The 26,555-nt window shown below is 64.6% G+C and carries 22 protein-coding genes and 2 pseudogenes; 16 read left to right on the top strand and 8 right to left on the bottom strand.

Annotation, left to right across the window (positions count from 1 at the left end; all coding sequences use genetic code 11):
- Positions 1-126 precede the first annotated feature (126 nt).
- A pseudogene (locus tag C7402_RS40620) lies at positions 127-775 on the bottom strand (tyrosine-type recombinase/integrase).
- A 91-nt stretch (positions 776-866) separates the two neighbouring features.
- Between C7402_RS40620 and C7402_RS40625 the strand changes: the two are divergent.
- Positions 867-2,333, top strand: a complete 1,467-nt coding sequence (locus tag C7402_RS40625; protein ID WP_244315052.1) for a metal-dependent hydrolase family protein — start codon at positions 867-869, stop codon at positions 2,331-2,333.
- Positions 2,334-2,823: 490 nt separating this feature from the next.
- Here the strand turns inward: C7402_RS40625 and msrA are convergent, their stop codons facing one another.
- From msrA to msrB, 3 genes are all read right to left on the bottom strand, one after another.
- A complete protein-coding gene (gene msrA, locus C7402_RS40630; protein WP_116614610.1) occupies positions 2,824-3,501 on the bottom strand; it encodes a peptide-methionine (S)-S-oxide reductase MsrA in 678 nt (225 codons plus the stop codon).
- Between the two features lie 96 nt (positions 3,502-3,597).
- Positions 3,598-5,403: a cytochrome c biogenesis protein DipZ gene (locus tag C7402_RS40635; RefSeq protein WP_116614564.1), complete on the bottom strand. Its 1,806-nt coding sequence runs from the start codon at positions 5,401-5,403 to the stop codon at positions 3,598-3,600.
- A gap of 36 nt (positions 5,404-5,439) precedes the next feature.
- The gene (gene msrB, locus C7402_RS40640; RefSeq protein WP_112174567.1) at positions 5,440-5,973 is read right to left on the bottom strand and encodes a peptide-methionine (R)-S-oxide reductase MsrB; all 534 of its coding nucleotides are present in this window, start codon (positions 5,971-5,973) and stop codon (positions 5,440-5,442) included.
- A 206-nt stretch (positions 5,974-6,179) separates the two neighbouring features.
- On the opposite strand from msrB, the gene C7402_RS40645 reads away from it, so the two are divergent.
- Together C7402_RS40645 and C7402_RS40650 are read left to right on the top strand one after the other, a co-directional pair.
- Positions 6,180-6,941, top strand: coding sequence for a response regulator transcription factor (locus tag C7402_RS40645; protein ID WP_112174568.1), 762 nt, complete (start codon positions 6,180-6,182; stop codon positions 6,939-6,941).
- On the top strand, positions 6,938-8,437 hold the full coding sequence (locus tag C7402_RS40650; RefSeq protein ID WP_116614565.1) for a sensor histidine kinase: 1,500 nt from the start codon (positions 6,938-6,940) through the stop codon (positions 8,435-8,437). The genes C7402_RS40645 and C7402_RS40650 overlap by 4 nt, the downstream gene beginning before the upstream one ends.
- A gap of 27 nt (positions 8,438-8,464) precedes the next feature.
- On the opposite strand, the pseudogene C7402_RS40655 reads toward C7402_RS40650, so the two are convergent.
- Positions 8,465-8,660, bottom strand: a pseudogene (locus C7402_RS40655) (2Fe-2S iron-sulfur cluster-binding protein); the annotation flags it as partial.
- Between the two features lie 187 nt (positions 8,661-8,847).
- Here C7402_RS40655 and C7402_RS40660 point away from each other — a divergent pair.
- The 3 genes from C7402_RS40660 to C7402_RS40670 all read left to right on the top strand — a co-directional run bounded on the left by C7402_RS40660 (position 8,848) and on the right by C7402_RS40670 (position 11,669).
- Complete coding sequence (locus C7402_RS40660) at positions 8,848-9,795, top strand: LysR family transcriptional regulator (RefSeq protein WP_116614566.1); 948 nt, start codon at positions 8,848-8,850, stop codon at positions 9,793-9,795.
- A gap of 152 nt (positions 9,796-9,947) precedes the next feature.
- Positions 9,948-11,150 carry an NAD-dependent formate dehydrogenase gene (locus C7402_RS40665; protein WP_116614567.1) on the top strand — a complete coding sequence of 401 codons (1,203 nt, stop codon included), beginning with the start codon at positions 9,948-9,950 and terminating at the stop codon, positions 11,148-11,150.
- Positions 11,151-11,156: 6 nt separating this feature from the next.
- On the top strand, positions 11,157-11,669 hold the full coding sequence (locus C7402_RS40670; protein ID WP_116614568.1) for an HPP family protein: 513 nt from the start codon (positions 11,157-11,159) through the stop codon (positions 11,667-11,669).
- Positions 11,670-11,779: 110 nt separating this feature from the next.
- On the opposite strand, the gene C7402_RS46595 is transcribed toward C7402_RS40670, so the two are convergent.
- Positions 11,780-12,028: a hypothetical protein gene (locus C7402_RS46595; protein WP_133254637.1), complete on the bottom strand. Its 249-nt coding sequence runs from the start codon at positions 12,026-12,028 to the stop codon at positions 11,780-11,782.
- 38 nt (positions 12,029-12,066) lie between these two features.
- A complete protein-coding gene (locus tag C7402_RS40675; protein WP_116614569.1) occupies positions 12,067-12,945 on the bottom strand; it encodes a LysR substrate-binding domain-containing protein in 879 nt (292 codons plus the stop codon).
- 274 nt (positions 12,946-13,219) lie between these two features.
- Between C7402_RS40675 and C7402_RS46600 the strand changes: the two genes are divergently transcribed.
- Together C7402_RS46600 and C7402_RS40685 are read left to right on the top strand one after the other, a co-directional pair.
- Positions 13,220-13,549, top strand: a complete 330-nt coding sequence (locus tag C7402_RS46600; RefSeq protein WP_133254638.1) for a hypothetical protein — start codon at positions 13,220-13,222, stop codon at positions 13,547-13,549.
- Positions 13,550-14,267: 718 nt separating this feature from the next.
- Positions 14,268-17,120 (top strand): winged helix-turn-helix domain-containing protein, encoded by a 2,853-nt coding sequence (locus C7402_RS40685; protein ID WP_244315053.1) that lies wholly within the window; start codon positions 14,268-14,270, stop codon positions 17,118-17,120.
- A 45-nt stretch (positions 17,121-17,165) separates the two neighbouring features.
- Here the strand turns inward: C7402_RS40685 and C7402_RS40690 are convergent, their stop codons facing one another.
- On the bottom strand, positions 17,166-17,996 hold the full coding sequence (locus C7402_RS40690; protein ID WP_116614571.1) for an enoyl-CoA hydratase/isomerase family protein: 831 nt from the start codon (positions 17,994-17,996) through the stop codon (positions 17,166-17,168).
- A 252-nt stretch (positions 17,997-18,248) separates the two neighbouring features.
- Between C7402_RS40690 and C7402_RS40695 the strand changes: the two genes are divergently transcribed.
- The 8 genes from C7402_RS40695 (at position 18,249) to C7402_RS40730 (ending at position 26,546) form a co-directional block, all read left to right on the top strand.
- Positions 18,249-19,448 carry an acetyl-CoA C-acetyltransferase gene (locus C7402_RS40695; protein ID WP_116614572.1) on the top strand — a complete coding sequence of 400 codons (1,200 nt, stop codon included), beginning with the start codon at positions 18,249-18,251 and terminating at the stop codon, positions 19,446-19,448.
- A 38-nt stretch (positions 19,449-19,486) separates the two neighbouring features.
- Entirely contained in the window at positions 19,487-19,894 is a 408-nt protein-coding gene (locus C7402_RS40700) for a Zn-ribbon domain-containing OB-fold protein (protein WP_244315054.1), read from the top strand.
- Positions 19,891-21,039, top strand: a complete 1,149-nt coding sequence (locus tag C7402_RS40705; RefSeq protein WP_116614573.1) for a thiolase family protein — start codon at positions 19,891-19,893, stop codon at positions 21,037-21,039. The genes C7402_RS40700 and C7402_RS40705 overlap by 4 nt, the downstream gene beginning before the upstream one ends.
- 19 nt (positions 21,040-21,058) lie before the next feature.
- The gene (locus tag C7402_RS40710) at positions 21,059-21,817 is read left to right on the top strand and encodes an SDR family oxidoreductase (RefSeq protein WP_244315055.1); all 759 of its coding nucleotides are present in this window, start codon (positions 21,059-21,061) and stop codon (positions 21,815-21,817) included.
- A gap of 10 nt (positions 21,818-21,827) precedes the next feature.
- Positions 21,828-22,631: an enoyl-CoA hydratase/isomerase family protein gene (locus C7402_RS40715; RefSeq protein WP_116614575.1), complete on the top strand. Its 804-nt coding sequence runs from the start codon at positions 21,828-21,830 to the stop codon at positions 22,629-22,631.
- A gap of 20 nt (positions 22,632-22,651) precedes the next feature.
- The gene (locus C7402_RS40720) at positions 22,652-23,806 is read left to right on the top strand and encodes an acyl-CoA dehydrogenase family protein (protein ID WP_116614576.1); all 1,155 of its coding nucleotides are present in this window, start codon (positions 22,652-22,654) and stop codon (positions 23,804-23,806) included.
- Between the two features lie 74 nt (positions 23,807-23,880).
- A complete protein-coding gene (locus C7402_RS40725) occupies positions 23,881-24,783 on the top strand; it encodes an SDR family oxidoreductase (protein WP_116614613.1) in 903 nt (300 codons plus the stop codon).
- A gap of 107 nt (positions 24,784-24,890) precedes the next feature.
- Positions 24,891-26,546 (top strand): GMC family oxidoreductase, encoded by a 1,656-nt coding sequence (locus C7402_RS40730; protein WP_116614577.1) that lies wholly within the window; start codon positions 24,891-24,893, stop codon positions 26,544-26,546.
- Positions 26,547-26,555 lie beyond the last annotated feature (9 nt).

A 26,555-nucleotide genomic window follows, 5' to 3' on the forward strand; every position in this document is an offset into this window, starting at 1 on the left:
TCACGCCACCTGCCTGCGTCTCGGCCTAACTCAACTGCGCTCCCAACCGGGCATCACCGGTGGGCCGTTCTGCGCGTTTTTACACGGCCTCGGCCGGTTAGCGCCCGCTCGTCGGCCAGTTCACCGTCATACTTCGGTTTGCTCTGCCATTTCAAGGGCATCGTCTACCTCAATGCCTAGGTAGCGAACGGTGCTCTCGAGCCTGGTATGGCCGAGCAGCAATTGCACCGCGCGGAGGTTCTTCGTTCGCCGGTGGATTAACGACGCCTTTGTACGACGCATGGTGTGTGCCGAAGGCCGTATCGTCGAGGCCGATGGATGAGATCCATCGGTGGACCATGCGGGCATATTGGCGCGTCGAAATATGCGGTGACGCACGCATTCGGCTCAGAAACAGGTAGTCGGCCGATTTCAATCTCCGGGCTTTTATCCGGGCCTCCAAGCTTGGACGGGTCTGCTCGGTGATTTCGAACTGAACAGGTCGTAACGTCTTCTGCTGCATGACCATTGCGCGCGATCCAACGTGGCTACCCTGGCAGACATCCTGCACGAGCAGCCGAGTGAGATCGCATGCCCGTAGTTTGCTATCAATCGCAAGATTGAACATCGCCAATTCGCGGATGTTCGAAGACATCTGCAACCTCGTACGAATCGCCCAGATTTCCGGAGGCTTCAACGGCGGCTTCTGCCCAGTGAGCTTGCCCTTGTTCCACGGCACTCGGTTCGACGCTTTGAAGGCACGAGCGTTCGTTGATTGCCATACTTCCGTATGAATGTCGTTACTGTCCGCTGGTTGTTCCCTTTACCTGTTCAAAGGCCGTAATCAGCGCTTCCGTGCATGGTGTTCAACTCAAATGGGGGTGGATATGGCTTCCGGAAAGTACAGCGGCGTTAACCGAACAAGCCAGGCGTATTCCTGCTTCTGTAACAAGGCGCTTGCCCAGTATGCGAATCGTCGTATCGACGCCGACCTCGCGCGACGCGGATTCCTCATCGGCATGGGGGCGACCATGCTAAGTGCCGTGCTCCCGGAACTCGTTCGGGCGCAGGGTGCGAGTCCCGCCGCCGCTGCGCCGCAGCCCGTCACGTTTACAAACTTCCGACTGTTCGACGGCAAGTCTGCCGGCCTGCGCGATGGGATGTTTCTCGTCGTCGAAGGAAGCCGCATCTCACAGCTGGGGCAAGGCCAGCCGCCCGCTGCCGGCACGAACCGCACTATCGATTGCGGCGGCAAGGTGATGATGCCAGGGTTGATCGAGATGCACTGGCATGCCATGCTCGCCTCACTCCCGATCCAGACGATCTTGCAGGCCGACCTGGGCCTGGTGTATCTGGCTGCGAGTGCGGAAGCCCAGCGTACGTTGCTGCGTGGCTTCACGACGATACGCGATGTGGGCGGCCCGGCATTCGCGCTGAAACAGGCTATCGACGCAGGGATGATTCCTGGCCCGCGCATTTATCCGTCCGGCGCGATGATCACGACGACAGGTGGTCATGGCGATTTTCGCCCGCTCACGGACATCCCGCGTACGACGGGCGAAGTCAGTGCGCAGGAAAGGACCGGCGCGAATGCGATCGCCGATTCTGCGGACGAGGTGCGCTTACGCGTACGCGAGCAGTTCCTGCAGGGCGCAACGCAGATCAAGATCGTGGGAGCCGGCGGCGTATCCACGCCGCGCAGTCCACTCGACATGCTGACCTTCACCGAGCAGCAACTGCGAGCAGCCGTCGAAACCGCGGGCGATTGGGGGACCTATGTGGCCGTTCATGCGTACACGTCGGAAGCCGTGAAGCGAGCGGTGGCAGCAGGCGCGCAATGTATCGAACATGGTCATCTGATGGACGATCATGCAGCCGAGATCATGGCGAAGAACGGGACATGGTTAAGCACTCAGCCATTCGTGAACGAAGACGACGTCGGGCCGCTAGCGGGACCGATCCTCGATAAGTTCCGGGAAGTCATCGTGGGGACCAACAACATGTACAAACTCGCACGCAAGCACGGACTCAAGGTGGCGTTCGGGACCGACCTGATCTTCTCGCCGGCGGTGGCGGCACGCCAGGGTTTGATGATCGGTAATATGGCGCGCTGGTACAACGGCTCCGAGATTTTGCGGATGGTGACAGGGGGCAACGGGGAGTTGCTTGAGCTATCAGGAAAGCGCAACCCCTATCCCGCCAAACTGGGGGTGCTTGAGCGGGGCGCATGGGCCGATTTGCTGGTCGTCGGTGGCAACCCGATCGACAATGTGGGACTGCTCGCCGATCCCGACAAGAACCTGAAGCTGATCATGAAGGATGGGCGCATCTATAAAGATGCCATGCAGACCTAGACCTGCCTCTTCAGGTTGTTGACCAACTGACGGCGCATCATGCCGGCGGCTGGCTGGAGCGGAGCAACGTGAAGTCCGATACACGCCGAGATTAAACAGGCGCTACTGGCAGCGGACGAACTGCAAAAAGTCCGCTGTCTGACTTGATCTGACGTTTGAATGTCAATCAAAACCTCCTGATGAGCGGCCGCAGCCAACTCCAGCCTTTTGCGTTTTGCTTGGGTTCGCCGTGCCTTGTCGCGCCGCGAACGGCAGAAAGCAATCGCATTTCTTGGGCGCCAGCGCGTTGCGACACATTCACTGTCGCAACGATGACTCCTGGACCAGTGCTCCAACCAGACTTGCGAAAAGCCGGATGCATACTCATGTGCGTCGACGAGATGGGGGGCTCAAACTGTTTAAGCGAAGCAGGGTAAAGTCAAACAGAGTAGCTTTTATCTCTTGATCCAGGCTTTTCAATGGATGGCGCAATTGATGCGGTCTACGGAGACTATGGTTTGGTGCTCGCCGTGGTCTGAAACAACACAGGCTGGGTTCGATAAAGCGCGGGAAACAAGCTCTTCAATGCGTCGACCTTCGGCAAATCGTTGATCGCGATGTACGGGTAGTCGGGATGAAGGGCGAGAAAATTCTGGTGGTAATTCTCGGCAGGATAGAAGCCCTTGTACGGCTCGACACGCGTCACAATCGGACTGGCGAACACGTGTGCGCCCTGTAACTGTGCGATGTAGGCCTGCGCCACATTGCGCTGTTGCGCATTCAACGGAAAGATCGCCGAGCGGTACTGGGTGCCGTGGTCGGGGCCCTGGTAGTCGAGTTCCGTCGGGTTGTGCGCGACCGAGAAGAAAATTTGCAGGAGCTTCCCGTAGCTGATCACGGTGGGATCGAAGGTGATCCGCACCGATTCTGCGTGCCCCGTATCGCCATCGCTCACGCGCTCGTATTCGGCCGTATCGGACGCGCCGCCCGTGTAGCCGGACGCCACCTGCGTAACGCCGCGTACGTGTTCGAACACGCCCTGGACGCCCCAGAAGCAGCCACCCGCGATCACGGCGGTTTCCGTATGCGCGTTGCCTGCGTGCTCGTCCTGAACCGGCGCAGGAATGGACACTGCACGCTCGTCGGAATGGGCGCTGCGCTGCCAGAACGCGACGGCGGCCATCACCATCACGAGGGCGCCAAAGTGGGCGATCTTGCTGGATTTCATGAAAAGCGGATTCACGATGTCATCCTTGCCAGACGAAGCAAGTCCGGCCGGTGGGGTTTAACCGAAAGTAAATGCGAAGGCCTGCACGCCCGCATCGAGAAACTGGATCGCGAAGGTGTGATCCGCGACGCCTCCAGGCTGGCGAACGAGTTGATAGAGGCGCTGCCCTGTCACCGTCCCAGCGCCATCCGGCGCGACATCGCTGCCGTGTGCGCCCGCCGGCGCCTTGCCGTCCACCGTCACGCGAAAGCGCACTGGCTTGCCGTCGGGGCCGGGGCCAAGAACCAGATGCAGGTCTCGTGCATGAAAGCGATAGATGATTTCTCCGCCGGGTTTGGCGAGCGTCGCGTGCTCGCCGCCGACGCTCCACTCGCCTGTCAGTCCCCAATGGTTGAGAGCGGGATTCGACGGCGCGCGATAGTCGTGCGCGCGGTCCTGTGCGACGCCACCGGGCGACGCGAAGCCTTCGGCGCGCTCGAATCCGATATAGGTTTCGGGCGAGCGCATGTCGGCATTGTCGGCCTGTAACTGGACGCCGCGCTCTTCGGCGCCGCCCAGGCCGATCGGTACGTTCGCCGCATCCGCGTGGCCCGCTTCCACGAGCAGTTGCTGAATGACGCGTTCGGACTGGTCATACTCGCCTTCACCAAAGTGCTCGTAGCGAATCTGCCCTTTGGCATCGGCAAAATAATGGGCGGGCCAGTACTGGTTGTCGAACGCACGCCAGATCGCGTAGTTGTTGTCGATCGCCACGGGGTAGTCGACGCCGAGATCGTGAACGGCCTTGCGCACGTTGTCGATGTTGCGTTCGAAGGCGAACTCGGGCGCATGCACGCCAATCACCACCAGCCCTTTGTCGCGGTACTTGCTGGCCCACGCCTTGACGTAGGGAAGCGAGCGCAGGCAGTTGATGCACGAATACGTCCAGAAGTCGACGATGACGACCTTGCCGCGCAGGGCCTCGTCGGTCAGCGGCGCCGAATTCAGCCATTGCACGGCGCCCCCTAACTGCGGCAACTGGCCGAGCACCGGTAGCGCTTGCGTGGTCGCGGGGCGCATGGCGTCGGAGGCGCGCATCATGGTGCCTCCGGTCGCCGACATCGTGTTCGCGGCACCGGTCATCGCCATCGCGCGTTGGTGCGACGGTGCGAACGCATCGACGAGACGCTGCTCGAGACCACCCGTCGCCACCGTCGAAATGCGCGTGAGCACGCCCGTGTCCAGACCGAGCGCGATGGCGGCAACACCGGCGAGCATCGCCGCGCCAATACCGCGCCGGATCCACTGGCCCGCCCCCAGTGAGCGCTTCATCGCCGCGAAGACACGGCCGCCCAGCAGCAGCGCGACGGCGAGGGAAGTCGCCGCTCCGGCCGCGTACGCCAGCAACAGCAGCGTCGTGCCGATGCTCGCGCCTTGCAGCGCAGCGCCGGTCAGGACAAGGCCGAGAATCGGGCCGGCGCAGGGCGCCCACAAGAGTCCCGTGGCGACGCCAAGCAGAAACGACGAACCGATGCCTGGCGCGCCGTCGTGCTGCGCGGCGTTGGAGAGCCGGTTGCCCGCGTTCACGAGCGGCTGCATGATGCGATCGGCGAGACCGGGCAGCAGGAGCGTGAGGCCAAATACCGCGAGCAGCACGATCGCGAGCCAGCGGCCATACTGGTTGGCCTGGGCGACCCAGCCGCCGCCGACGGCAGCGAGCGTTGCGACCGCTGCGAAGGTGGCGGCCATGCCGCCGAGCAGCGGCAGGCCGGAGCGCACGAAGGGCTGATCGGCGCGTGCAAAGACGAAGGGCAGCACGGGCAGGATGCACGGACTCAGGATGGTGAGCACGCCGCCGAGATACGCCAGGACGATGAGTAGCATGATGGTGTCGGGAAGGACGATGCGGGTTCGATCGGTTCAGGCCGCGCCAGGCTTGAAGGTCATGGCGATGCCGTTCATGCAGTAGCGCAGGCCGGTCGGCTTCGGGCCGTCGTCGAAGACATGGCCGAGGTGGCCACCACAGCGGTGGCAATGCACTTCGGTGCGGACCATGCCGAACGAGCGATCCCTGTGTTCGGCCACCGCATGCGGGAGCGGCGCATAAAAGCTCGGCCAGCCCGTGCCGCTCTCGAATTTCGTCGTCGAGGCGAACAGGTTCGTCGCGCAACCCGCGCACGCAAAAATGCCGGCTCGGTGTTCGTCGTTGAGCGGGCTCGTGAAGGGCGGTTCCGTCCCCGCATTTCGCAGCACTTCGTACTGGGCGGGCGTGAGGAGCTTGCGCCATTCGGCATCGCTATGCACAACGGCGAAATGTTCGGCGGGCCCGGACGCCGCGCCCGCCGCCGCCGCATCGCCGTCAGGCTGAGCCGCCTTCACGCGCCACTGGCCGAGCGCGGCCATGACGGCGAGCGCGCCGCCGCCCGATAGCAGCAGCCGTCTACGGATATCCATCGTGCTCTCCTTGTGCGGTGCACCGCCGCCCGAGGGGTAGGCGGCGCGCATCCTTTACACGAAGCATAGGCAGCGCCCGATATCGAAGTCCTCACGAAAAGTAAAATTAATTGTGATAACTCTGTGGCGGAATTTCTGCACAATGGTTTTTTCATCGCGCTTCAATCCGGGGCGCGCTGCGCCCTATCGAACGAGCTGAACGACACATGGATCGGACCAAACGCGTACTCATCGTCGAGGACGACGCGGATATCGCCAACGTGCTCATGCTGCATCTGCGCGACGAGCACTACGAGGTGGTCCACAGCGCCGATGGCGCCGAGGGGTTGCGGCTGCTGGAGCAGGGCGGCTGGGACGCCTTGATCCTTGACCTGATGCTGCCGGGAGTCGATGGCCTCGAAATCTGCCGGCGCGCGCGGGCCATGACACGCTATACGCCGATCATCATCACGAGCGCGCGTTCGAGCGAAGTGCACCGCATTCTCGGGCTCGAACTCGGCGCCGACGATTACCTCGCGAAGCCGTTTTCGGTGCTCGAACTCGTCGCGCGCGTCAAGGCCCTGCTGCGCCGGGTCGAGGCGATGGCGAAAGATCTGCGGCTCGAAGGCGGCACGCTGATGCTGGGCGGCTTTTCAATCGATCCAGTCACGCGCGAAGCCCAGGTCGATGGCAAACGCATCGAGCTGACGCCGCGCGAATTCGACCTGCTTTATCACTTTGCGCGCCATCCGGGCAAGGTGTTCTCGCGCATGGAACTGCTCAACGCCGTCTGGGGCTATCAGCACGAAGGCTACGAACACACGGTCAACACACACATCAACCGCCTGCGCACCAAGATCGAAGCCGACCCGGCGCAGCCGGTGCGCATCCTCACCGTGTGGGGACGCGGCTATAAATTCGACCCGCTGGCGCCCGCGGCTTCCGGCAACGCCGCGCTGCGCGACGACAGCCAGGGAGGGGTGCCATGAACCTGTCAGTGACGCAGCGGATATCCATCGTGTTTGCGGTGCTCCTGATCGCGTGCTGCGGGGCGTCGGCCTGGTTGCAGATACGGGATTCGGACCTGCACGATCAGGAGGTCATCCAGGCGCTCTCCCACGACCTGGCCTTCCACATCGCCCGCAACTCCACGCTCATGGGCGCGGACGGTCCCAAGCCCGCGGCGTTGCGCACGTTGTTCGGCCAACTGATGGTGGTGAATCCGAGCGTCGAAGTCTATCTGCTTGACGCGAACGGTCACATCACCGGCGACGATGCCCCGCCCGGACATATCCGCCGCATGCAGGTCGACCTGCAACCGGTGCGGCGTTTTCTGGCCAACGAACCGTTGCCGATTCTGGGCGACGATCCGCGCAGCGCAGACGCGCGCAAGGTGTTCAGCGCCGCCGTCGTTCCAGGCGCCGACGGCCACCCGGCTGGCTATATCTACGTCGTCCTGATTGGCGAAGCGCGCGATGCACTGGCTTCGCGGCTTGCACAAAGCACCGTGCTGCGTACCACGCTCGGACTGATGGCCGTGGTCGCCTCGCTCGGCCTCATTGCCGGGCTCATCGCATTCGGACTGATCACGCGGCCCTTGCGGCGTCTGACCGATACCGTAAGCCGCTTCGATGCATCGATTCGCACCGGCTCGGAACCGGCGCCGCTTGCGCTCAGTCGCACGGCGGCATCCACGGGAACGCGCGACGAGATTGCCATTCTCGAACGCACCTTCGCCCAGATGGCCGATCGCATCGGTTTGCAGTGGCGCGAACTCAAACGGCAGGACCAGGAGCGGCGCGAACTCTTCGCGAACATCTCGCACGATCTGCGCACGCCGTTGACTTCCCTGCACGGCTACCTCGAGACCTTGTCGTTGAAAGACGAGAGCCTGGAGGGCGGCGAACGCCGCCGCTATCTGGCGGTCGCGCTTGCGCAAAGCACGAAGGTAGGGCGGCTTGCGCAATCGCTGTTCGAACTGGCACGGCTGGAGCACGAGAACGTCCAGCTGACGCTCGAAACGTTTCCCCTCGCGGACGTCGTGCAGGACGTGTTCCAGAAGTTCGAGCTGGCCGCGCAATCCCGGAAGATCCGCCTGAAGGCTCAGATTCCGCCGCGTTTGCCGGCGGTTTGCGCCGATCTGGGCATGATCGAGCGCGTGCTGACCAACCTGCTCGACAACGCAATCCGGCATGCGCCTGACGGCGGCGAGGTCAGTGTCGAACTGGCCGGCGAGGGCGACAAGGTGAGCGTCGTGGTCAGTGATACAGGTCCCGGAATCGCGCCCGAACTTCGTGCGAATCTGTTCCGGCGAGCGTTCAGTTCAGGCGACGTACGCCGCCAGGGCGGTTTGGGATTGTTGATCGTGCAACGGATGCTGCAACTGCATGGCAGCGTCATCGAGCTGGTCGAGCGCAACGATCGCGGCGCGACGTTCAGTTTCAAGCTGAACGCCGCGCCAGTGCGGGCGGCGCTCAAGACGTGATCGGCTTGCGCGTGCGGGCTCGCGCCATAGGTCGATCACGATGCGCGAGGAACGGGCGCGCGAGCAACACAATGCGATTTGCTGGTTCGCTGCGCTTTTTTTCCGTGTCGCTTTGCACGGTATCGCGGTGATCGACCACGCCTTCTCATACTGGCGTCGGGCACGCGCCGCAAATACCCATCTCGCACGACAGCGGCACGTTGACGCCGTCTTCCAGCAGGACAGGTCATTCGTGAACTCATCGTAATATATAGCAGAATATAGCGATGGGTGCGCCGCGCTACCATGCCCGGAGCACAAACACGATGACGTTTTGATCCATCAGTTGAAAGTGGCGCGCGCGATGGCACACATGCGCCAGTGCGCCCGCGCACGTGGATCAAGCCGCCGTCCGAACCAGGAGACAAGCAATGTTTATCCGGCAACTCAACTATCTGGTTACGTTGGCCAGGGAGCAACATTTCGCGCGCGCAGCGGAGCTTTGCAACGTAACGCAACCGGCGCTATCGTCCGCCATACGCAGTCTGGAGAACGAACTGGGACTGGTGATCGTCAGGCGCGGCCGACGTTTTCTCGGACTCACCGAGGAAGGCGAGCGGGTGCTGGGTTGGGCCCGTCAGACCATCGCTGCGCTCGACCATATGAGGCAGGATGTCTCCGCTGCGAACCTGCTAACCGGTACGGTCAGGGTCGGCGTGATTCCCACGACAATGCCCGTCGTGAGCCTGCTCATCGCAACCTGTCGGGAAACGCATCCCATGCTGAGGTTCGCTGTGCGTTCACTGAGCTCGGACGCCATCCTGCGGCAACTCGACGAATATGAACTCGATATCGGCTTTACCTATCTCGACGAACACACGCAGGCCGGTTTCGAGGTGATGCAGCTTTATCGCGAACGCTATGTCCTGGTCTCGCCGTCCGGACCGGACGAAAGTGTGCGCGCCGGTGCCGTTCGCTGGGATGCATTGGGCGAATTGCAATTTTGTCTTCTGGATTCCTCAATGCAGAACCGGCAGGTGATCAATGCTGCTTTCCGTCGTGCTGGCATTGAGCCCAAAATCGTACTCGAGGCGGACTCGTTGCTCACGTTGATGTCGAGCGTTCAGCATAGCGGGCTTCACACGGTGTTGCCGCATAGCGTGCTCAGCGTAACGGGCAGCGCCGGGCGGGATGCGGTAACACCGATCGCGCCGGAACTCACTCGCGAGATCGGCCTGATTGCACGCGAACTTCCCTCCCGCCCGCCGCTCGTTGCGGCCTTATGGAAAGCCGCCGGGCGTCTCGATTTGCAGACGCGATTCGACGCATTCCTGGATCACCCGCACGCGATTGTCGACGCGACAACTGCCGTTTCATAAGCCAGACTTATCTGGTGATACGTCGAAACGATTGGATCGACATTAAGCTTCTCGTCGACACTCTGTCCGTCGATCGATCGCAGGTAGCGCGATCGGACAGCCGGCGGCACCAGGCGGCCGGTTCCTCGCCAATCAGAGTGGAGACAGACATCGTGGCAAAAATTGTTTGTGTGCTGTATGACGATCCGGTCAACGGAATGCCGAAGCAGTACGCTCGCGACAGCCTTCCTGAAATTACGCGCTATCCCGACGGCCAGACGACGCCGACACCCCGCGCGATCGACTTCACTCCGGGGCATTTGCTGGGTTGCGTCTCGGGCGAACTGGGTCTGCGAAAGTACCTGGAATCGAACGACCATCAACTCGTGGTGACCTCCAGCAAGGACGGAGCCGACAGCGTTCTCGACCGGGAATTGCACGATGCCGAAATCGTGATCTCGCAACCGTTCTGGCCAGCCTACATGACGGCCGAACGTATCGCGAAGGCGCCGAAGCTCAAGATGATCGTCACTGCCGGGATCGGATCGGATCATACGGATCTCCAGGCCGCCATGGATCGCGGTATCACCGTGGCAGAGGTCACGTATTGCAACAGCAACAGCGTGGCCGAGCACGTCGTGATGACAACGCTTGCGCTCGTACGCAACTATATTCCGTCGCATAACCGGGCCAACAACGGTGGCTGGAACATTGCCGATTGCGTCGAGCGCTCGTATGACGTCGAAGGCATGCATGTCGGTACGGTTGCCGCTGGGCGCATCGGTCTGCGTGTGCTGCGCTTGCTCAAGCCGTTCGACATGAAGCTGCATTATCTCGATCGTCACCGGCTCCCCGAATCGGTGGAGAAGGAGCTGAATCTCACTCATCACGCGAGCCTTGAAAGCCTGACCCGCGTATGTGACGTGGTCACGCTAAATTGCCCGCTGCATCCTGAAACCGAGCACATGATCAACGCGGCGACGCTGAAAAACTTCAAGCGTGGCGCTTACCTGATCAATACAGCGCGCGGCAAGCTGTGCGATCGCGACGCAATTGTCGATGCGCTCAAGAGTGGCCAGTTGGCGGGCTACGGCGGCGACGTCTGGTTCCCTCAGCCTGCACCGGCAGATCATCCGTGGCGAAGCATGCCGCATCAGGGAATGACGCCGCACATCTCAGGCACGAGCCTTTCCGCTCAGGCCCGTTACGCGGCGGGTACGCGCGAAATCCTCGAGTGCTACTTCGAAGGTCGTCCGATCCGCGATGAATACCTTATCGTGCAGGGCGGCAAGCTCGCGGGTGTTGGCGCGCACTCGTACAGTGCGGGCAACGCGACGAAGGGCTCGGAAGAAGCTGCGCGCTTCAAGGCAGCCTAACCGCCCATGACGCCCCCGGTCGCAGCCTCTGCTGGCGCCAACGGGGTCTCGACGCGGCGTGCTCAGGCGGTCGGCATTCTGCTTGCCGGCCTGGGCGCATTCGTCGCGTTGGCTCTCGTGGGCATGCTGGCACAAGAGACCTCGGAACCCTGGATTCTCGGTTCATTCGGGGCCACCTGTGTCCTGCTGTTCGGCTTTCCCTCCAGCCCTTTCTCACAACCGCGAAACATTATTGGAGGCCATGTCCTGACGTCGCTGGCAGGCTTGCTCTGTCTGCATCTGTTCGGCCCGGGATATGTGCCGATGGCCGTCGCTGCCGCGTGTGCGTTGATGTTGATGATGCTTACGCGGACGGTTCATCCACCGGCAGGCAGCAATCCGGTGATTATTTTCGCAGCGCAGCCTGGCTGGTCTTTCCTGCTACTCCCAACGATGATCGGAGCGATCTCGCTGGTATTGATCGGCTGGCTCTATTGGACAGTCGTCAAACGCGGCGTGTGGCCACATCGGGCACGGTGAGGCGTTTATTGTTGGGTTGGTGGCGATCATCTCGCCGCTGGTGCAGATGGGCACGCGGGTGTTCATCTGCACAGCCGCGCGAGCCCGCTGAAGCGGCTGCGCGGAGCGATTCAAGGATCGAGCACAAGATACGACGTCCGGACTCGAGAGCTTGCGCTACTGCAATCGTCGGTGACGAAGATTGCATCGTCGTTCGGAATGGATGCGATGGCGCTCAGCCTTGCATTGATCCTGATGCGATCCGCCGCGGTGCGGGATACACCGTGGCATCCTTGAGCGCTGATCACTGGCACGTCAGCGACGAAAGCAGAAACGAGGCGTGAAAGCAGTCCGGTCAACATAAAGCCGGCGAGCGCCATGAGTGGTGACGCCTGGCAACGGGCTGCTTTTGCCGAATTTACGACGCGCAGGATTCGTTTCCGTCTTCGAGACGCGCACGCAGCCACGCGGTAAAAGTGTCGAGTTCGGCGGGGAGCGACCGGCCCGCCGCAGGCAGCGCCATCAGTCCGAAGGGGAGTTCGGCAAAGCCCCACGGGGCGATCAGTTGCCCTTCACTGAGTTCCTTGCGTACCAGCCGTTTTTCGACGAGCGCCACGCCGAGTCCGGACAGCGCAGCCTCGATGCACAGATGCGTGTGTGGAAACGAGATTTCGCCACCGTCGCCAATGCGCTCCGCGTTCTGCCTGTCCCAATGCGCCCACGCGTTTGTCGTGAACTCGTGCGCGATGCGAATGCCATGTCGTGCCGAAGCCGCGTATGCGGGGAGACAGACGGGCCCAAAGGCGACATGAGCAAGGCGGATGGCGCGTTCGCGATCGCTCTCGGGATAGGACGTGAGATCCCACGCGATGACCAGGTCTGCGCCCTCGGTTCGGATTTCCCGCGCCGACGTCATGGAAAGCCGGATACGGATATCGGGCTGGGCGCGGTAGAAATCCGCCAGATTGGGGACGAGCCAGCGCATGGCGAACGTCGCGCTGCACGCTACATGCAGGCCGGACTGTCGTGCCTGGTCGCGCACTCTGGCATAGCCATGTTCAAGTTGCTCGAACACCGAACTCGCCAGCAGATATAGCGCATGTCCTGTCTGGTTGAGGCGGATTCCTGTCCCGTCACGCGAAAAGAGCGGTGCACCGATATGGCTCTGAAGGAGTTTCAACTGGCGGCTGACCGCGCCGTGCGTGCGGCATAACTCGTCGGCTGTTTTCGTTACCGACTGATTTCTGGCGGTTGATTCGAACGCACGGAGTGCGGAAAGCGGCGGAAGTGAACGCAACGGAGTGTCCTCGGTGAGAAAAACTGACGAAGATCGCAAAAAAGTCGATTTTCACATGCTATCGCGCGGAGCTATCGTTTGGGCTGTAGCTCGCGATGATTGATGAGATGGGACGAAGAGACGGCTAGTGCGCGTCAGCGAGGCGTACGTGCGAGTTCAGGTCGTGCCGGATTGCCTCACTTGTGCTCGGGAAGACATCCGTCAGTAAATCTGTCAAAGACGCAGTCGTTGGCGGGCCGCGAGCGGACATAGATAACACCCGGGAGGTGAAACCATGCTGAAGCAGTTGCTCCCCGCCTTCGTGCATCAATGCGCGCCTGTGGATCCTTATCTACGCGATATATTGCGCCATATGCTGGGCGCGTGGCCGGACGATAGCGAGCGAGTGCTCTGGGGACGCCGCAACTATTTCATGGCGGGGCCTGGCCGGGTCGACGATTGCCTGCGCAAACTTCTCGTCGACGGTCTGGTTCGTGTTGGGAGTTGCGCGGCAGGAGATATCCGTGTCTACCACGCGACACCCAGGGGTTGCCTCGCGATTGGGCTCGATGCGACTCAAACACGTCGAGCACTGGAAGCGGCACACCAGGTGGAGATTTCTTAGCCGTCGGGTCCGGAGGCTCAAGTATGGGCAAGGGCGAATGTTGTGTCTCGGCTTTGGCCGAAATCCGACGTAGAGCAGACTTTCATTGTGAACAAGGGGACGGAAGCTTCTGGCTGAACCCGGAAGTAGGGGAAGCCGTACCGAACCGCCGGGGAGTTGGCGTCTCGAACTTCCGTAGCCGACCCGCAACGGTCATTGCGGGCCCGAAGCCTTACGACCGTACTCATGCCACAGCGGTCATTCGCGTTGACGTACTCCTCCGCAGAAGTGACTGCAACAATGCGCGTCGGAGCCCGTGATATCTGGCCCTCGTAATACGGCGCCGCTCAGGCGCTGCCGGCAGGAGGGCGACAGAATAGAAATTAGAGGCTGGTCACATCATTAACTGCCCACCGGTTTTAGGTGGGCCGGCTTCAGCCGTTCCGCGCTACTTTTCCCCCGTCCCCGCGTTTGCAGTACGCCTCGAGTGGAAGCCATCTGCAATGGCGCTTTGCCGGGGCTCGTCGGTATCCATTCGTGAGCCGGCATTCGACAGGGGCCGTTCGTGGTCCCTGCCTTTTTCAGTGTGTGGTGGGCTGGCGCGCGCAAGCGACGAGGTCATGTCTCTCGCGCGGTCCGAAGTGTAGTATTCGAAAGGTTCAAGCCCATGCCGTGGTGGTCCATGGAAACTGATTCCAGCATATCGGAGAGTCCGGCCAATCCACCCGGTGGCGTGAGCATGGCTACCCTCAAGCCGCTTGTCAGCAGCAAGCTGGCCGTGCCGCGTAGCAACAAGCGCACGCTGGCTCGCGAGGCGCTGACCGCCCGCATGCTGGCAGAACGCCGGCGCCGCTGCTTCGTGCTGCAAAGTCCCGCGGGGTACGGCAAGACTACCGAGCTTGCCGCCTGGTGCCGGGCCCTCGCGCCGCTCGGCTACGACGTGGCGTGGCTCTCGCTCGACGAGGACGACAACGATCCCGGCGTCTGGCTCGAATATCTGCTGTCCAGCGTTGCGCGTGTCGACGCGGCCATTTCGCGCGAAGCCACGTTGCTCGAAGACTTCGGCATGGACCAGGACGGCGTCGAGCGCACGGTCATCGCACTCGTGCGGGGCATCGTGAGCCACCGGCGCGAACTCGTGATCGCGCTAGACGACCTCCACCACCTCACCGACCCGCGCATACTCGAAGCGCTGCAATGGCTGGTCGACTACGCGCCCGCGAACCTGCATCTGGCGTTCGCGTCGCGCGGGCCGATTCCGCTTTCGATGGACCGCCTGCGTGCCCACGACATGACGCTTGAACTCAACATGGGCGACCTGCGTCTTTCCGCCGACGAAGCGGAGGGTTTCCTGAAGGCGCAACTGGGCGACGTCGATGCGGCGAGCGCGCGGCGGCTCAACGAGCTGACGGATGGCTGGGTCTCGGGGCTGCAACTTTTCTCGCTGAGCTTGAGGAAGAAGCGCCGCGCAGCTACGTCAGGCGCCATCGACATGGCCATTCAGGAGCAGGTGCGCGACGCGCGCACGTTCGCGCTCTTCTTCGAACGCGAAGTGCTCTCGAAACTCGCCCCGGCCGAACTCGACCTGCTGACACGCGCGGCGGCGTGTGACCGCTTCTGTGCCTCGCTGTGCACGGCGCTGCTTGCGCGCGATGTGCCCGATCAGGCCGGCACGCTGTCACTGCTCGAGCGCCTCGAAAACGACAATCTCTTCATCACGCCGCTCAACCGGACCGGGCAGGAGACCTGGTATCGCCTGCATCCGCTGCTCCAGCAAACCTTGCTCGAACGCTTCGAGAGCTGGAGCGAAGGCGCGCAGCGCGCCGTGCATGCCTGCGCGTGGCAATGGTTCCTCGCGCAGGGGCATCTGGGCGAAGCGGTGCATCACGCGCTCAAGGCGGGCGAGGCCGCGCAGGCGGCCGCGCTGATCGAGCAGTTCGCACAGTCGCTGTTCTTGCACGGCCAGATGCGCACGCTCGCGGCGCTCGTGCGCCAGTTGCCGCCCGCGCAGGTGCAGTCGAGCCTGACGCTGCGCATCTGGATGGCGCGGCAGCAACTGTTTCACCTCGAATTGGCGGCTTGCGCCGCGAGTCTCGACGCACTCGAAGCCGATTTGCCCGCCAACGCCGCCGCCGACGCCTTTACCGTGCTGGTGCTGCGCGCAGCGCTGGCGATCCAGCGCGATCACGCCGTCACCGCCATTGCATTACTGCCGCGACTGCTCGATCCGCCGCCCACGGCCGACCGCGTGACGCTCGCGGGGCGCAACAACGTCGTTTCGTGGATCTACATGCAGCGTGGCGAATACGAGCAGGCACGCGACATACAGTTCGCCGCGCAGGCCGATGGCGCGAGCGGTGGCGCGCCGCTGCTCGGAACCGGCGCCGGCTCGCTCATGGGGCGTTGCTTCGTAGGCCTGAGCTATGCGCTGGAAGGCCAGATGAACCAGGCCGAGCGCATCTACCGCGCCGTGCTGCGCGAAGCCGAGCGGCATGGCCGCTCCTGCAATCAGGCCGCCTGCGTGGCGGCGGCCTTGCTGAGCGAAGTGCTCTACGAACAGAACCAGAACGAGGCGGCGCGCGATCTGCTGGAACGGCGCGTCGATGTGCTCGAACGCGTGGCGGTGTCGGACGTCGTGCTGCGTGGGCTTCTCGTGCTGTCGGGCGCGCGCTGGGCGGCGGGCCACCGGCTCGACGCCTTCGCATGGCTCGAACGGCTGGAGGAAATCGGCGTGGCTTCAGGCTTGCCGCGTGTGCTCGGCGTGAGTCTCGCAACGCAGGTGTTTCGTCGTCTTGCGCTCGGCGAGGTGAGCGCAGCGCAGGCGTGTCTCGAACGATTGCAGGCGCTCGACGAAGATGCCGAAACGGGCAAACGCGGCGGCGAGGGTGCTGCGCACGAGCCGGCCAGCGGCACGGCTCTTTTCGACGGCTTACACTTCGCGGCGCGCGCCGCAACCGTGCGCTTCCTGATCGCGACGGGGGACCTTGAGCAGGCCGCGCTGCGTCTCGACGCGCTCGCTGCCTGGTGCGAAGCGTGCGGGCGTTTCGGCCTCGTTGCGCCATTGCGGCTGCAGCGCGCTGTGGTGGACCGGCGCCTCGCGCGGCCCGCGCCGGCGCGAGCGAACGTGATGGAAGCACTGCGTCTCGGACATCGGCTCGGCTTGCTGCGCAGCCTGCTCGACGCCGACCCATCGGCGCTTGAGCTGATCGGCGAAGTGGCGCGCGAGGCGCCGCTCGATCCCGTGCTGGCTTTCTATGTCGAACGCCTGCACGCCGCCCGGCCGCCGTGCGCCGAGTCCGTGGAAACGGGCGGCAATGGCAAGGCGCGGCGGCGCGCTACCCCGGCCGGCATCAAGGCGCTGAGCGAGCGCGAAATGGACGTGGTCGGCCTGCTGGCCGAAGCGCTCAGCACGAAGAAGATCGCGCGCACGCTGGGCCTCTCGCCCGAAACCGTGAAATGGCACCTCACCAACATCTACGGCAAGCTCGGCGTGAGCGGGCGGGACGAGGCGGTCGAGCGCATGCGCGACCTCGATTGGGCCGGCCAGCAGGAAAGTGGGACACGCGGCGGTTCGCTCGATCCGGCGGCGTAAATGCCTGAGCGGCTGTCTCGCTGAAGACTCGGTCGCGCGTCACGCTCATTCGCGCTGCTGGCGATCCCAGTCGTAGCGGGCGGGCTTGCCTTCCAGAAATGCGGCGATGGCCTCTGCGTGATAAGGCACGCTCGACGCGAGGGCCTGTGCCGCGCATTCCAATTCGGCGAGCGGCGCATACGGCGTCTCGAAGCTCTGGTTGAGCAGCCGTTTGGCGAGCCCCATCGCTTCGCGCGGAGACGTCACGAAGCGCCGTGCGAAGCTGCGCGCTTCCAGCGCGAGCGTCTCGGGCGAGTGAATCGCGTGCACGATGCCGAGCGCCTTCGCTTCCTCGACACCGAGTTTGCGTGCCGTCAGCGCGAGTTCCTTGGCGGCAGCCATGCCCACGGCGCGCGGCAGGAGCCACGCCGCGCCCAGATCGGGCACGAGGCCGACTTTCACGAACGACATGCAGAAGAACGCACGCGATGAGGCCAGAACGAAGTCGGCGGCCAGTGCGAGCGAAAATCCGGCTCCGGCGGCAGGACCGTCCACCGCAGCGATCACCGGGACTTCGAGGTTGCGCAGGCGCTGCATCCAGCCATGTGCTTCGAGCACGCGACGGCGGATCGCTTCGGGTGACCCCGTTTCGGGACGCTCACGCGCCTCGACCATCGACTTCAGGTCGCCGCCCGCGCAGAAGCTGCCGCCGATACCGGTCAGGATCAGTGCGCGAATGTCGCGCTCGCGTTCCACGGTATCCACGAGGTCGGCATAGTCGGCGCGCAGTTCCAGCGAAAGGGCATTGCGCGCCGCGGGGCGCTGGTGCGTGAATTCGGCTACGCCGTCTTCAATGCTGAGCGTGGCGTGGCGGAACTGGATCAGGTTTGCGGGCATCGGGCTCTCCGGTAACGGTTGTGGCGCGGCATTCATTGCGTGGAAGCGGTGCCGCTTGACCCTGCCAGTTTTCCCGGCCGCTGCGTGTGCGTACCCACCGCCGATGGGGGGCGCTATCCAGTCGCCGTCGTCTGCGCTGGGCGCCATTCCGAGGCCGCCCCCCCATGGGCGGTGGCTTTCTGTACCCCCCACGCTGGTCTACTGAGGTCCATCGCGCGCCGCAGGCTTTTGCGCGCTCATTCCCGACCCGCCATGGCACACGCTTATATCGCTTCTCCGCTCCGCACGCCCGTCGGCAAGTTCGGCGGCTCGCTCACGCCGCTTTCTGCCGCCGACCTCGCCGCGCACGTCCTGCGCGCCGTTTTGCAGCGCTCGGGCGCAAGCGGCGATGCCGTCGACGAAGTCATCGTCGCCCAGTCGTACCAGTCCAGCGAGGCGCCGTGCATCGGCCGCTATGCGGCCTCGCTGGCGGGGCTGCCGGAACACGTCTCGGGCTACGCCGTGGACCGGCGCTGCGGCTCGGGCCTCCAGGCCGTGATCGACGCGGCCATGCAGATCCAGACTGGTGCCGCCGACTGCGTGCTGGTGGCCGGGGTGGAGAGCATGAGCAACATCGAGTACTACAGCACACGCATGCGCTGGGGCGCGCGGCTTGGCGACGCCGCGTTCCACGACCGCCTGGAGCGCGGCCGCGTGAACTCGCAGCCCGTGAGCCGCTACGGCGTGATGGCGGGCGGCGCGGCGGAAACGGCTGAAAATCTCGCGCGCGATTACCGCATCACGCGCGCTGAGAGCGACCTCTACGCGGCGCGTAGCCACCAGCGCGCGAGCGAGGCCTGGAAGAGCGGCCGCTTCGAAGCCGAAGTCGTGGCGGTGCCCGTGCCGCAACGCAAGGGCGAACCGCTCTGGTTCTCGCGCGACGAAGGCGTACGCGAAGACGCGAGCCCCGAAGTCATGGCGAAGCTGCCCGCGCTGCTGCGCGACGGCACTGTGACCGCCGGCAACGCGTGCCAGCAGAACGACGCAGCTTCGGGCTGCCTCGTGGTTTCGGAGGCGTGGCTCGCGAGACATGGCGTGCAGCCGATGGGCCGCTTCGTGGGCTGGGCGGCGACGGGCTGCGACCCGCTGCGCATGGGCATCGGCCCGGTGCCGGCCGTGGCGCGCCTGCTGCCGCGGATCGGCCTCTCTCTCGCCGATATGGACCTCATCGAGATCAACGAGGCGTTTGCCGTGCAGGTGCTGGCCGCGCTGCGCGAATGGCGCATTGAAGGCGACGAGCGCGTGAATGTCAACGGTTCGGGCATTTCGCTGGGGCACCCGATCGGCGCCACCGGCGTGCGCATCATGACCACGATGCTGCACGAGATGGCCCGGCGCGGCGCGCGTTACGGCCTCGAGACGATGTGCATCGGCGGCGGTCAGGGACTTGCCGCGGTGTTCGAGCGCGTGTGAGCGGCACACCCACACCGGTTAATCAATCAGGATGACATATGAATTCGAAGAACGATGGAGACATGCGCCGCACCTCCGAGGACCCCTGGCGCGTGTGCGATGACCGCGTCGTCCTGCAGGCATATCGCCATGCGGGCCGCGCGGAGCTGTATTTCCCGCCGCTGCCGCTCACCTCGCCGCAGCGCGAGCGCACGGAGCTGGTCGGCTTGCAGGGCACGCCTACGCTCTACAGCTACACCGTCATGTATCCGAGCCCGAAAACCGGCAAGCCGCCTGTGGCGCTCGGCTACGCGGATTACCCCGAAGGCGTGCGCATTTTCGGGCGGCTCGTGTATCCGGATGGCCGGCGCCCGGCCATTGGCGATGCACTTGCGCCGTGCCTGATCGACACCGAAGAGGGCACCGTGTATGCATTCGAACCGCAAGACAAGGAGCCGCGCGCATGAAGACGCCCATTTACGTTGCCGGCGTCGCCATGACGCCGTTCGGCCGCCACGAAGGCTCGATGCAGGATCTCGCGCAGCGCGCGGTGCAAGGCGCGCTCGTCGACGCCGGCATTGAAGCCGAGGCCGTCGAGGCGTATTACGCCGCGAACGTGTTCGGCGGCATGGTGCTCGGCCAGGTGCTGCTGCGCGACCTGGGCGTGACCGGCCCCGCGATCTACAACGTCGAGAACGCCTGCGCGAGCGGCGCGACGGGCGTGCATCTCGCGTGCCACGCGCTGGAAGCGGGCCGCTACGACACCGTGGTCGTGCTCGGCGCGGAACAGCTCACGACCCTGGGCGGCGGTGCGCTGCCGCTGCAACGCAACGACTACATGACCGAGATGTTCGCACGCGCGGGACTCACGCTGCCTTCGGTCTACGCGATGCGCGCCACGCGCTACCTGCACGAGTTCGGCGTCGACCCACAGGCGCTGGCCGAGGTCGCGGTGAAGAATCGCCGGCACGGCACGCTCAATCCGTACGCGCAAGCGCGTAGCGCAGTGAGCGTGGACGACGTGATGAACTCGCGCATGGTGTTCGACCCGCTCACGCTGCTCCAGTGCTGCCCGTCCGCCGTGGACGGCGCGGCCGCGCTCGTGCTGACCACGCGCCGCCCGGCACAGCGCGCGAAGCCGGTTCGCGTGTTGGCTTCGGTCGTGCAGTCGGGCAAGCAGGACGTGGGCACCGAAGACATCCTCGCTGCCGAGATCACGGCGCGTGCCGCGCAACTCGCGTATCGCGAGGCGGGCGTGACACCCGCCGATATCGACATGATCGAACTCCACGACGCCTTCACGATTGCCGAACTGATCTATTACAACGCGCTGGGCCTGTGCGAGCGCGGCGAAGCGCACGAACTGCTGCGCTCGGGCGCGACGGCGCTGGGCGGCCGCGTGCCGGTGAACCCAAGCGGCGGCCTGCTCGCGAAGGGCCATCCGCTGGGCGCGACGGGCGTCGCACAAATGGTCGAGGCGGTGTGGCAGCTCGAAGGTCGCGCGGGCGAGCGGCAGATCGCCCACGCCTCGATCGCGCTCACCCAATGCACGGGTGGCGGCATCGCAGGCGTCGATCATGCGGCTTCGGCCGTGCATATTCTCGGCCACTGAACTTATGGATTCCTCTCTAATGAACGGACAGTCTGAAACTCAGGTTGCCATTGTGACCGGCGGAGCGCAGGGCATTGGTCTCGGCATCGCGAAGGCCTTGCTCGACGTGGGCCACAAAGTCGCCGTATTCGATCTCAACGTCGCCGCACTCGACACGCTCGCCACGCATGCCGGCCCGCACGCGGATCGCCTGCTTGCCCTGCGTGTGGATGTGACCTCGGGCGAGCAGGTGAGCGACGCCGTCGCGCACATTGCCTCGCGCTGGAAGACGCCCGACATTCTCGTCAACAACGCGGGCGTGACGCGCGACAAGCGCTTCGCGAAGATGACCGAGGAAGACTGGGACTTCGTGATCCAGGTGAACCTCAAGTCGCAATTCCTCTGTGCGAAGGCCGTGGTGCCGGGCATGGTGGAACAGGGCCATGGGCGCATCGTCAACATCTCGTCGCGCGCCTGGCTGGGCGGCTTCGGGCAGTCCAACTACTCGGCGGCGAAGGGCGGCGTGGTGAGCCTCACGCGCTCGCTCGCCATCGAGCTTGCAAAGCACGGTGTCACGGTCAACGCGATCGCGCCAGGCATCGTCGAGACGCCGCTCATGGCGACCTACACCGACGAGCAACGCGACCGCCTCAAGGCCACCGTGCCAGTGGGCCGTATCGGCCAGCCAGAAGATATTGCGCACGCCGTGCTGATGTTTGCCGACCGCGCGGCGTCGTACATCACGGGGCAAACGCTCTACGTGTGCGGCGGCCGCTCGCTGTCGAGCCCGAGCGTTTGAGGAGGGCGGCATGACGATTCACTACCGGCTGGAAGGCCACGTGGCGGTGCTCACGCTCGACGCGCCCGAGTCCATGAACGCGCTGACCGTGGACGAGCTGCTCGCGCTGCGCGAGCGCCTCGCGGCGTGCCAGGACGACGACGCCGTGCGCGCCATCGTCATCACGGGTGGCGGCGAGCGCGCGTTCTGCACGGGCGCGAACCTCAAGGCCACGCTGCCGCCAGAACACGGCTTCGCGGCAGGCGCGTTCAAGCGCCGTCGCGCCGAGGCGGCGCAAGGCGGCTATACGCGCCTGCTCGACTTCAGCGACCTCGAAATCTGGAAGCCCATGATCGCCGCCGTGAACGGCTACTGCCTGGGCGGCGGCCTCGAACTGGCGCTGCAGTGCGACCTGCGCGTCGCGTCGGAGCAGGCCAGTTTCGGCCTGCCCGAAGTGAAAGTGGCGAGCGTGCCCGCGTGCGGCGGCGTGCAATACCTGCTGCGCGCGATTCCCGCCGCGCATGCCATGAAGCTGGCCATGACGGGCGATCGGATCGACGCGCCCGAGGCATTGCGCATGGGCCTCGTGAGCGACATCGTGAGCGCAGCCGGGCTGATCGATTTCGCGCTGCAGATCGCCAACCGTATCGCGGCCAATGGGCCGCTTGCCGTGCAGGCGGTCAAGCAGCTGGCCGTGCAGACCTCGCATCTGGAGCCGCGCGACTTCGTGGCGCAAGCCAACCGTCAGTGGGGGTTGCTGCGCGACAGCGCGGATCGCCTGGAAGGGCGCACGGCGTTCGCGCAAAAGCGTGCGCCCGTGTATCGGGGCGCTTGATTCGAAAGGAATCCTGACTGATGAATTTCTCACTGACTGAAGACCAGGCGTTGATGGTCGATGCCGCGAAGCGCATGGTCCAGACGAAGATCGACCCCGTGCTGCGGGCCCATCCCGCCGACAAGCCGCTGCCGAAGGCGGCGATGCTGGACATCTTCGCCGCGTTCGCGGAACTCGGCATCACCGCGCCGCGCGTGCCGGTCGAGGCGGGCGGCGGCGGCCTCAAGATGCTCGACTACGGGCTGATCCTTGAGCAGTTGCCGCCTGTCGTTGCGCTTTCTCTGGCCTCGCACGAAGGCACCATCCTGCGCATCCATCTGGGCTGCCCGGAGGCGATTCGCAAGCGCTATCTGCCCGACCTGATCGCCGGACGCAAGATTGCCTGCACGGCCAACACCGAAGCCAACGCGGGCTCCGACTCGGGCGCGATCCGCACGAAGCTCGAAATCGAAGGCGACGATGCGTATCTCACGGGCCGCAAGATGTGGATCACCAATGCGTCGATCTGCGACGTGGTCAACGTCTCGTGCTCCACGGGTCTCGACGAAAATGGGCGCCCTGTCACGCGCCGTGCGCTCGTCGACCGCAGCGAAGTCGAATTCGACGTTCGCGAGACGGGTATCACGGGGCTGCGCCAGGGTCATCTGAGCGAGCTGGTGTTCGAGCGCACGCGCGTGCCTGCCAGCCATATCGTGGGCGAGGCCGGCGACGCCGCGAAAACGCTGACCATGGCGTGGAACGGCAACCGCCCGCTGCTCGGGCTCATGTGCGTGCATCTCGCGCAGAAGGCGTTCGAACTCGCACGCGACTACGCGCAGCAGCGCCAGCAGTTCGGCAAGCCGCTCGCAAGCCATCAGCTCGTGCAGCGCGATCTGGCCGATATCGAAACGGCCATCGTGTCTTCGCGCCTCATGTGCTACTACGCGCTCGACGGCATCGACCGGGGCATGCGCGCGAACGGAACCTCGGCCATGGCCAAGCGTTACGCGACGCAGGCATGCGAACGGGCCATCCATCTCGCGATGCAGGTGCACGGGGCGATGGGTATCAGCGAGGAGCTTGGCCTCGAGCAGATGTGGCGCGATGCGCGCGTGTTCCAGGTGCCTGACGGCATGAACGGCATTCTCGCCTTGATCCAGGGACGAGAAATCACCGGTATGGCGGCATTTCGCTGAGGCATCGGCGACGATGCGCAGCGAAACCCCTCAAGACTGCTAACGAAGATGGAGACAGGAAGATGAGCGAACAGATGATGGAAGGCAAGGTCGTGGTCGTGACGGGCGCCGGGCGCGGCATTGGCCGCGAGATTGCGCTGATGATGGCGAAGCACGGCGCGAAGGTGGTCGTGAACGACGTGGGCGTGACCGTCAACGGCGGCGAGAGCACCGAAGACCCGGGCCAGGACGTGGTGGACCTGATTCGCGCGGGCGGCGGTGAGGCCATCGTGAGCCGCGAGAGCGTGGCGGATGCGCAAAGCGCCAACCGTATCGTCGAAGCCGCCGTGGAAACGTTCGGTCACATCGACAGCGTGGTCAACAACGCGGGCATTCTGCGCGACCGCATCTTCCACCAGATGACGCCCGAAGAATTCGACGCCGTGCTGCGCGTGCACCTGTACGGCAGCTTCAACGTGAGCCGCGCGGCGGCCCCGCATTTCAAGGCGCAAAAGGGCGGCAGCTTCGTGCACATGACCTCGACCTCCGGCCTGATCGGCAACGTCGGTCAGGCGAATTATGCAGCGGCCAAGCTCGGCATCGTCGGATTGTCGAAGTCGCTCGCGCTCGACATGGCGCGCTCGAATGTGCGCTCGAACTGCATCTCGCCGTTCGCGTTCAGCCGCATGGTGGGCTCGATTCCCGAGACGCCGGACCAGGCCGAACGTCTCGCGAAGGTGCGCTCGATGACGCCCGCCGACATCGCACCGCTCGCGGTGTTCCTCGCCAGCGACGCCGCAGCCGCCGTCAACGGTCAGGTCTTCACCGTGCGCCGCAACGAAATCTTCCTGATGAGCCAGCCGCGCCCGATCCGCTCGATGCAGCGCAGCGACGGCTGGACGCCGCAAGCCCTGGCTTCGCACCTTGCCCCGGCAATGGCGGCTTCTTTCGTGCCCGTGGAAGTGTCGGCCGAGGTGTTCAACTGGGACCCGGTGTAACGCCGGGTTCCGCGCAGCGCCGCCGGCGCTGCGCTTTCAGTGAACGTCGCGCGTGTTTCGCATCAAAGCGCGAGCAGGGCGGGCGCTCCGCCGCAACGAAGGGTGCAATGGAAACGAGTTTTGACTATATCGTGGTGGGCGCAGGTTCGGCGGGCTGCGCCGTGGCGGGGCGCCTCGCACAGGCGGGCGGCCACAGCGTGGCCGTTCTCGAAGCGGGGCCGCACGATCACAGCGCCGCCGTTACGACGCCGCTCGGCCTCGTGCTGACCACGGGCAAGGCGGGGCCGCGCAACTACGGCTACCGCACGCAACGTCAGCCGCTGCTCAACGAGCGGCGCGGCAGGCAGCCGCGCGGGCGCGGACTGGGCGGAAGCTCGTCGATCAACGGCATGGTCTATATCCGCGGCGTGCCGCGCGACTATGACCGTTGGGCCGAGGCGGGCTGCGAAGGCTGGTCGTGGGAGGACGTGCTGCCGTATTTCAGGCGCTCGCAGTGCAACGAGCGCAACGGCGGCCGCGACGACGCGCTGCATGGCGGCGCGGGCCCGCTCAACGTGGCGGATCAACGCTCGCCCAGCCCGTTCTCGCGCTATTTCCTGGAGGCGGCGCAATCGGCCGGCTATCGCTACAACCCGGACTTCAACGGCGCGGCGCAGGAAGGCGTGGGCTATTACCAGCTCACGCAGCGTAACGGCGAGCGCTGGAACGCGGCACGCGCGTATCTGCACGGCGGCGAAGCGGGGCGCCTCAGCCGCTTGCCGAACCTGCACGTGCTGACCGATACGCAGGCCGTGCGCATCGTTTTCGAGGGCATACGTGCTACGGGTGTGGAAGTGCGCCGCGGCGATGAGGTGCAAACGCTCACAGCGCGCCGCGAAGTGATCGTGAGCAGCGGCGCGTTCGGCTCGCCGCAACTGCTGATGGCATCGGGCATCGGCCCGGCCGACCATCTGCGCGAACTGGGCGTATCCGTGGTGGTCAATTCGCCCGACGTGGGTCGCAATCTGCAGGAGCACGTTGACGTACTGCTCTACCAGCTCAAGGTGGGCAGCACCGACCTGCTGGGGCCATCGGTTGGAATGGCATGGCGCATGTTCAACGAATGGCGGCGCTACGGGCGCGAGCGCACGGGCATGCTCACCGGCAACGTTGCCGAGGCGGGCGGCTTCTTCAAGAGCGATGCCGGTCTCGACGATCCCGATCTGCAGGCGCATTTCATGACCGCCGCCGTGACGCATCCCATGCGCTGGGGGCAGGGCTACTCGTGCCATATGTGCGTGCTGCGTCCGCATAGCCGCGGCCTGTTGCGGCTTGCCTCGCCCGATACGCGCGAAGCGCCGGTGATCGACCTGAACATGCTGACCGACCCGCGCGACATGGAGGCGCTCATCAAGGGCGTGCACATCCTCAAGCGCATTTTCGATCAGCCGGCGCTCAAGCGCTTTGGCGGCGTGTTCGGCGACCCGCACCTGCGCGCCGACGGCAGCGACGATGACGCGATACGTGAAATCATCGCGCAGCGCGCCGATACCGCGTTCCATCCGGTGGGTACCTGCCGCATGGGCAGCGACGAGCATGCGGTCGTCGACCCGCAGTTGCGTGTGCGCGGCGTGGAAGGCCTGCGCGTGGTCGATGCGTCGATCATGCCGACCATCGTGGGCGGCAACACCAACGCACCTGCGATCATGATCGGCGAGAAGGCGGCGGATCTGATTCTCGGGCGACGGACGGCGGTGCTGGAGGCGACGACCGAAACAGCCTGAATCGGCCTG

This window comes from Paraburkholderia unamae (assembly GCF_003096875.1).
Classification (GTDB): Bacteria; Pseudomonadota; Gammaproteobacteria; order Burkholderiales; family Burkholderiaceae; genus Paraburkholderia; species Paraburkholderia unamae.

What these genes read in the sequence shown, in the direction of transcription:
- C7402_RS40715 (WP_116614575.1), top strand. Translation starts at nt 21,828, where the DNA reads ATGACGATTCACTACCGGCTGGAAGGCCACGTGGCGGTGCTCACGCTC.
- C7402_RS46600 (WP_133254638.1), top strand. Translation starts at nt 13,220, where the DNA reads ATGCTGAAGCAGTTGCTCCCCGCCTTCGTGCATCAATGCGCGCCTGTG.
- C7402_RS40645 (WP_112174568.1), top strand. Translation starts at nt 6,180, where the DNA reads ATGGATCGGACCAAACGCGTACTCATCGTCGAGGACGACGCGGATATC.
- C7402_RS40635 (WP_116614564.1), bottom strand. Translation starts at nt 5,403, where the DNA reads ATGCTACTCATCGTCCTGGCGTATCTCGGCGGCGTGCTCACCATCCTG.
- C7402_RS40720 (WP_116614576.1), top strand. Translation starts at nt 22,652, where the DNA reads ATGAATTTCTCACTGACTGAAGACCAGGCGTTGATGGTCGATGCCGCG.
- C7402_RS46595 (WP_133254637.1), bottom strand. Translation starts at nt 12,028, where the DNA reads ATGGCGCTCGCCGGCTTTATGTTGACCGGACTGCTTTCACGCCTCGTT.
- C7402_RS40710 (WP_244315055.1), top strand. Translation starts at nt 21,059, where the DNA reads ATGAACGGACAGTCTGAAACTCAGGTTGCCATTGTGACCGGCGGAGCG.
- C7402_RS40690 (WP_116614571.1), bottom strand. Translation starts at nt 17,996, where the DNA reads ATGCCCGCAAACCTGATCCAGTTCCGCCACGCCACGCTCAGCATTGAA.
- C7402_RS40670 (WP_116614568.1), top strand. Translation starts at nt 11,157, where the DNA reads ATGACGCCCCCGGTCGCAGCCTCTGCTGGCGCCAACGGGGTCTCGACG.
- C7402_RS40725 (WP_116614613.1), top strand. Translation starts at nt 23,881, where the DNA reads ATGATGGAAGGCAAGGTCGTGGTCGTGACGGGCGCCGGGCGCGGCATT.
- C7402_RS40700 (WP_244315054.1), top strand. Translation starts at nt 19,487, where the DNA reads ATGAATTCGAAGAACGATGGAGACATGCGCCGCACCTCCGAGGACCCC.
- C7402_RS40660 (WP_116614566.1), top strand. Translation starts at nt 8,848, where the DNA reads ATGTTTATCCGGCAACTCAACTATCTGGTTACGTTGGCCAGGGAGCAA.
- C7402_RS40650 (WP_116614565.1), top strand. Translation starts at nt 6,938, where the DNA reads ATGAACCTGTCAGTGACGCAGCGGATATCCATCGTGTTTGCGGTGCTC.
- C7402_RS40625 (WP_244315052.1), top strand. Translation starts at nt 867, where the DNA reads ATGGCTTCCGGAAAGTACAGCGGCGTTAACCGAACAAGCCAGGCGTAT.
- C7402_RS40730 (WP_116614577.1), top strand. Translation starts at nt 24,891, where the DNA reads ATGGAAACGAGTTTTGACTATATCGTGGTGGGCGCAGGTTCGGCGGGC.
- C7402_RS40695 (WP_116614572.1), top strand. Translation starts at nt 18,249, where the DNA reads ATGGCACACGCTTATATCGCTTCTCCGCTCCGCACGCCCGTCGGCAAG.
- C7402_RS40705 (WP_116614573.1), top strand. Translation starts at nt 19,891, where the DNA reads ATGAAGACGCCCATTTACGTTGCCGGCGTCGCCATGACGCCGTTCGGC.
- msrB (WP_112174567.1), bottom strand. Translation starts at nt 5,973, where the DNA reads ATGGATATCCGTAGACGGCTGCTGCTATCGGGCGGCGGCGCGCTCGCC.
- msrA (WP_116614610.1), bottom strand. Translation starts at nt 3,501, where the DNA reads ATGGTGATGGCCGCCGTCGCGTTCTGGCAGCGCAGCGCCCATTCCGAC.
- C7402_RS40685 (WP_244315053.1), top strand. Translation starts at nt 14,268, where the DNA reads ATGGCTACCCTCAAGCCGCTTGTCAGCAGCAAGCTGGCCGTGCCGCGT.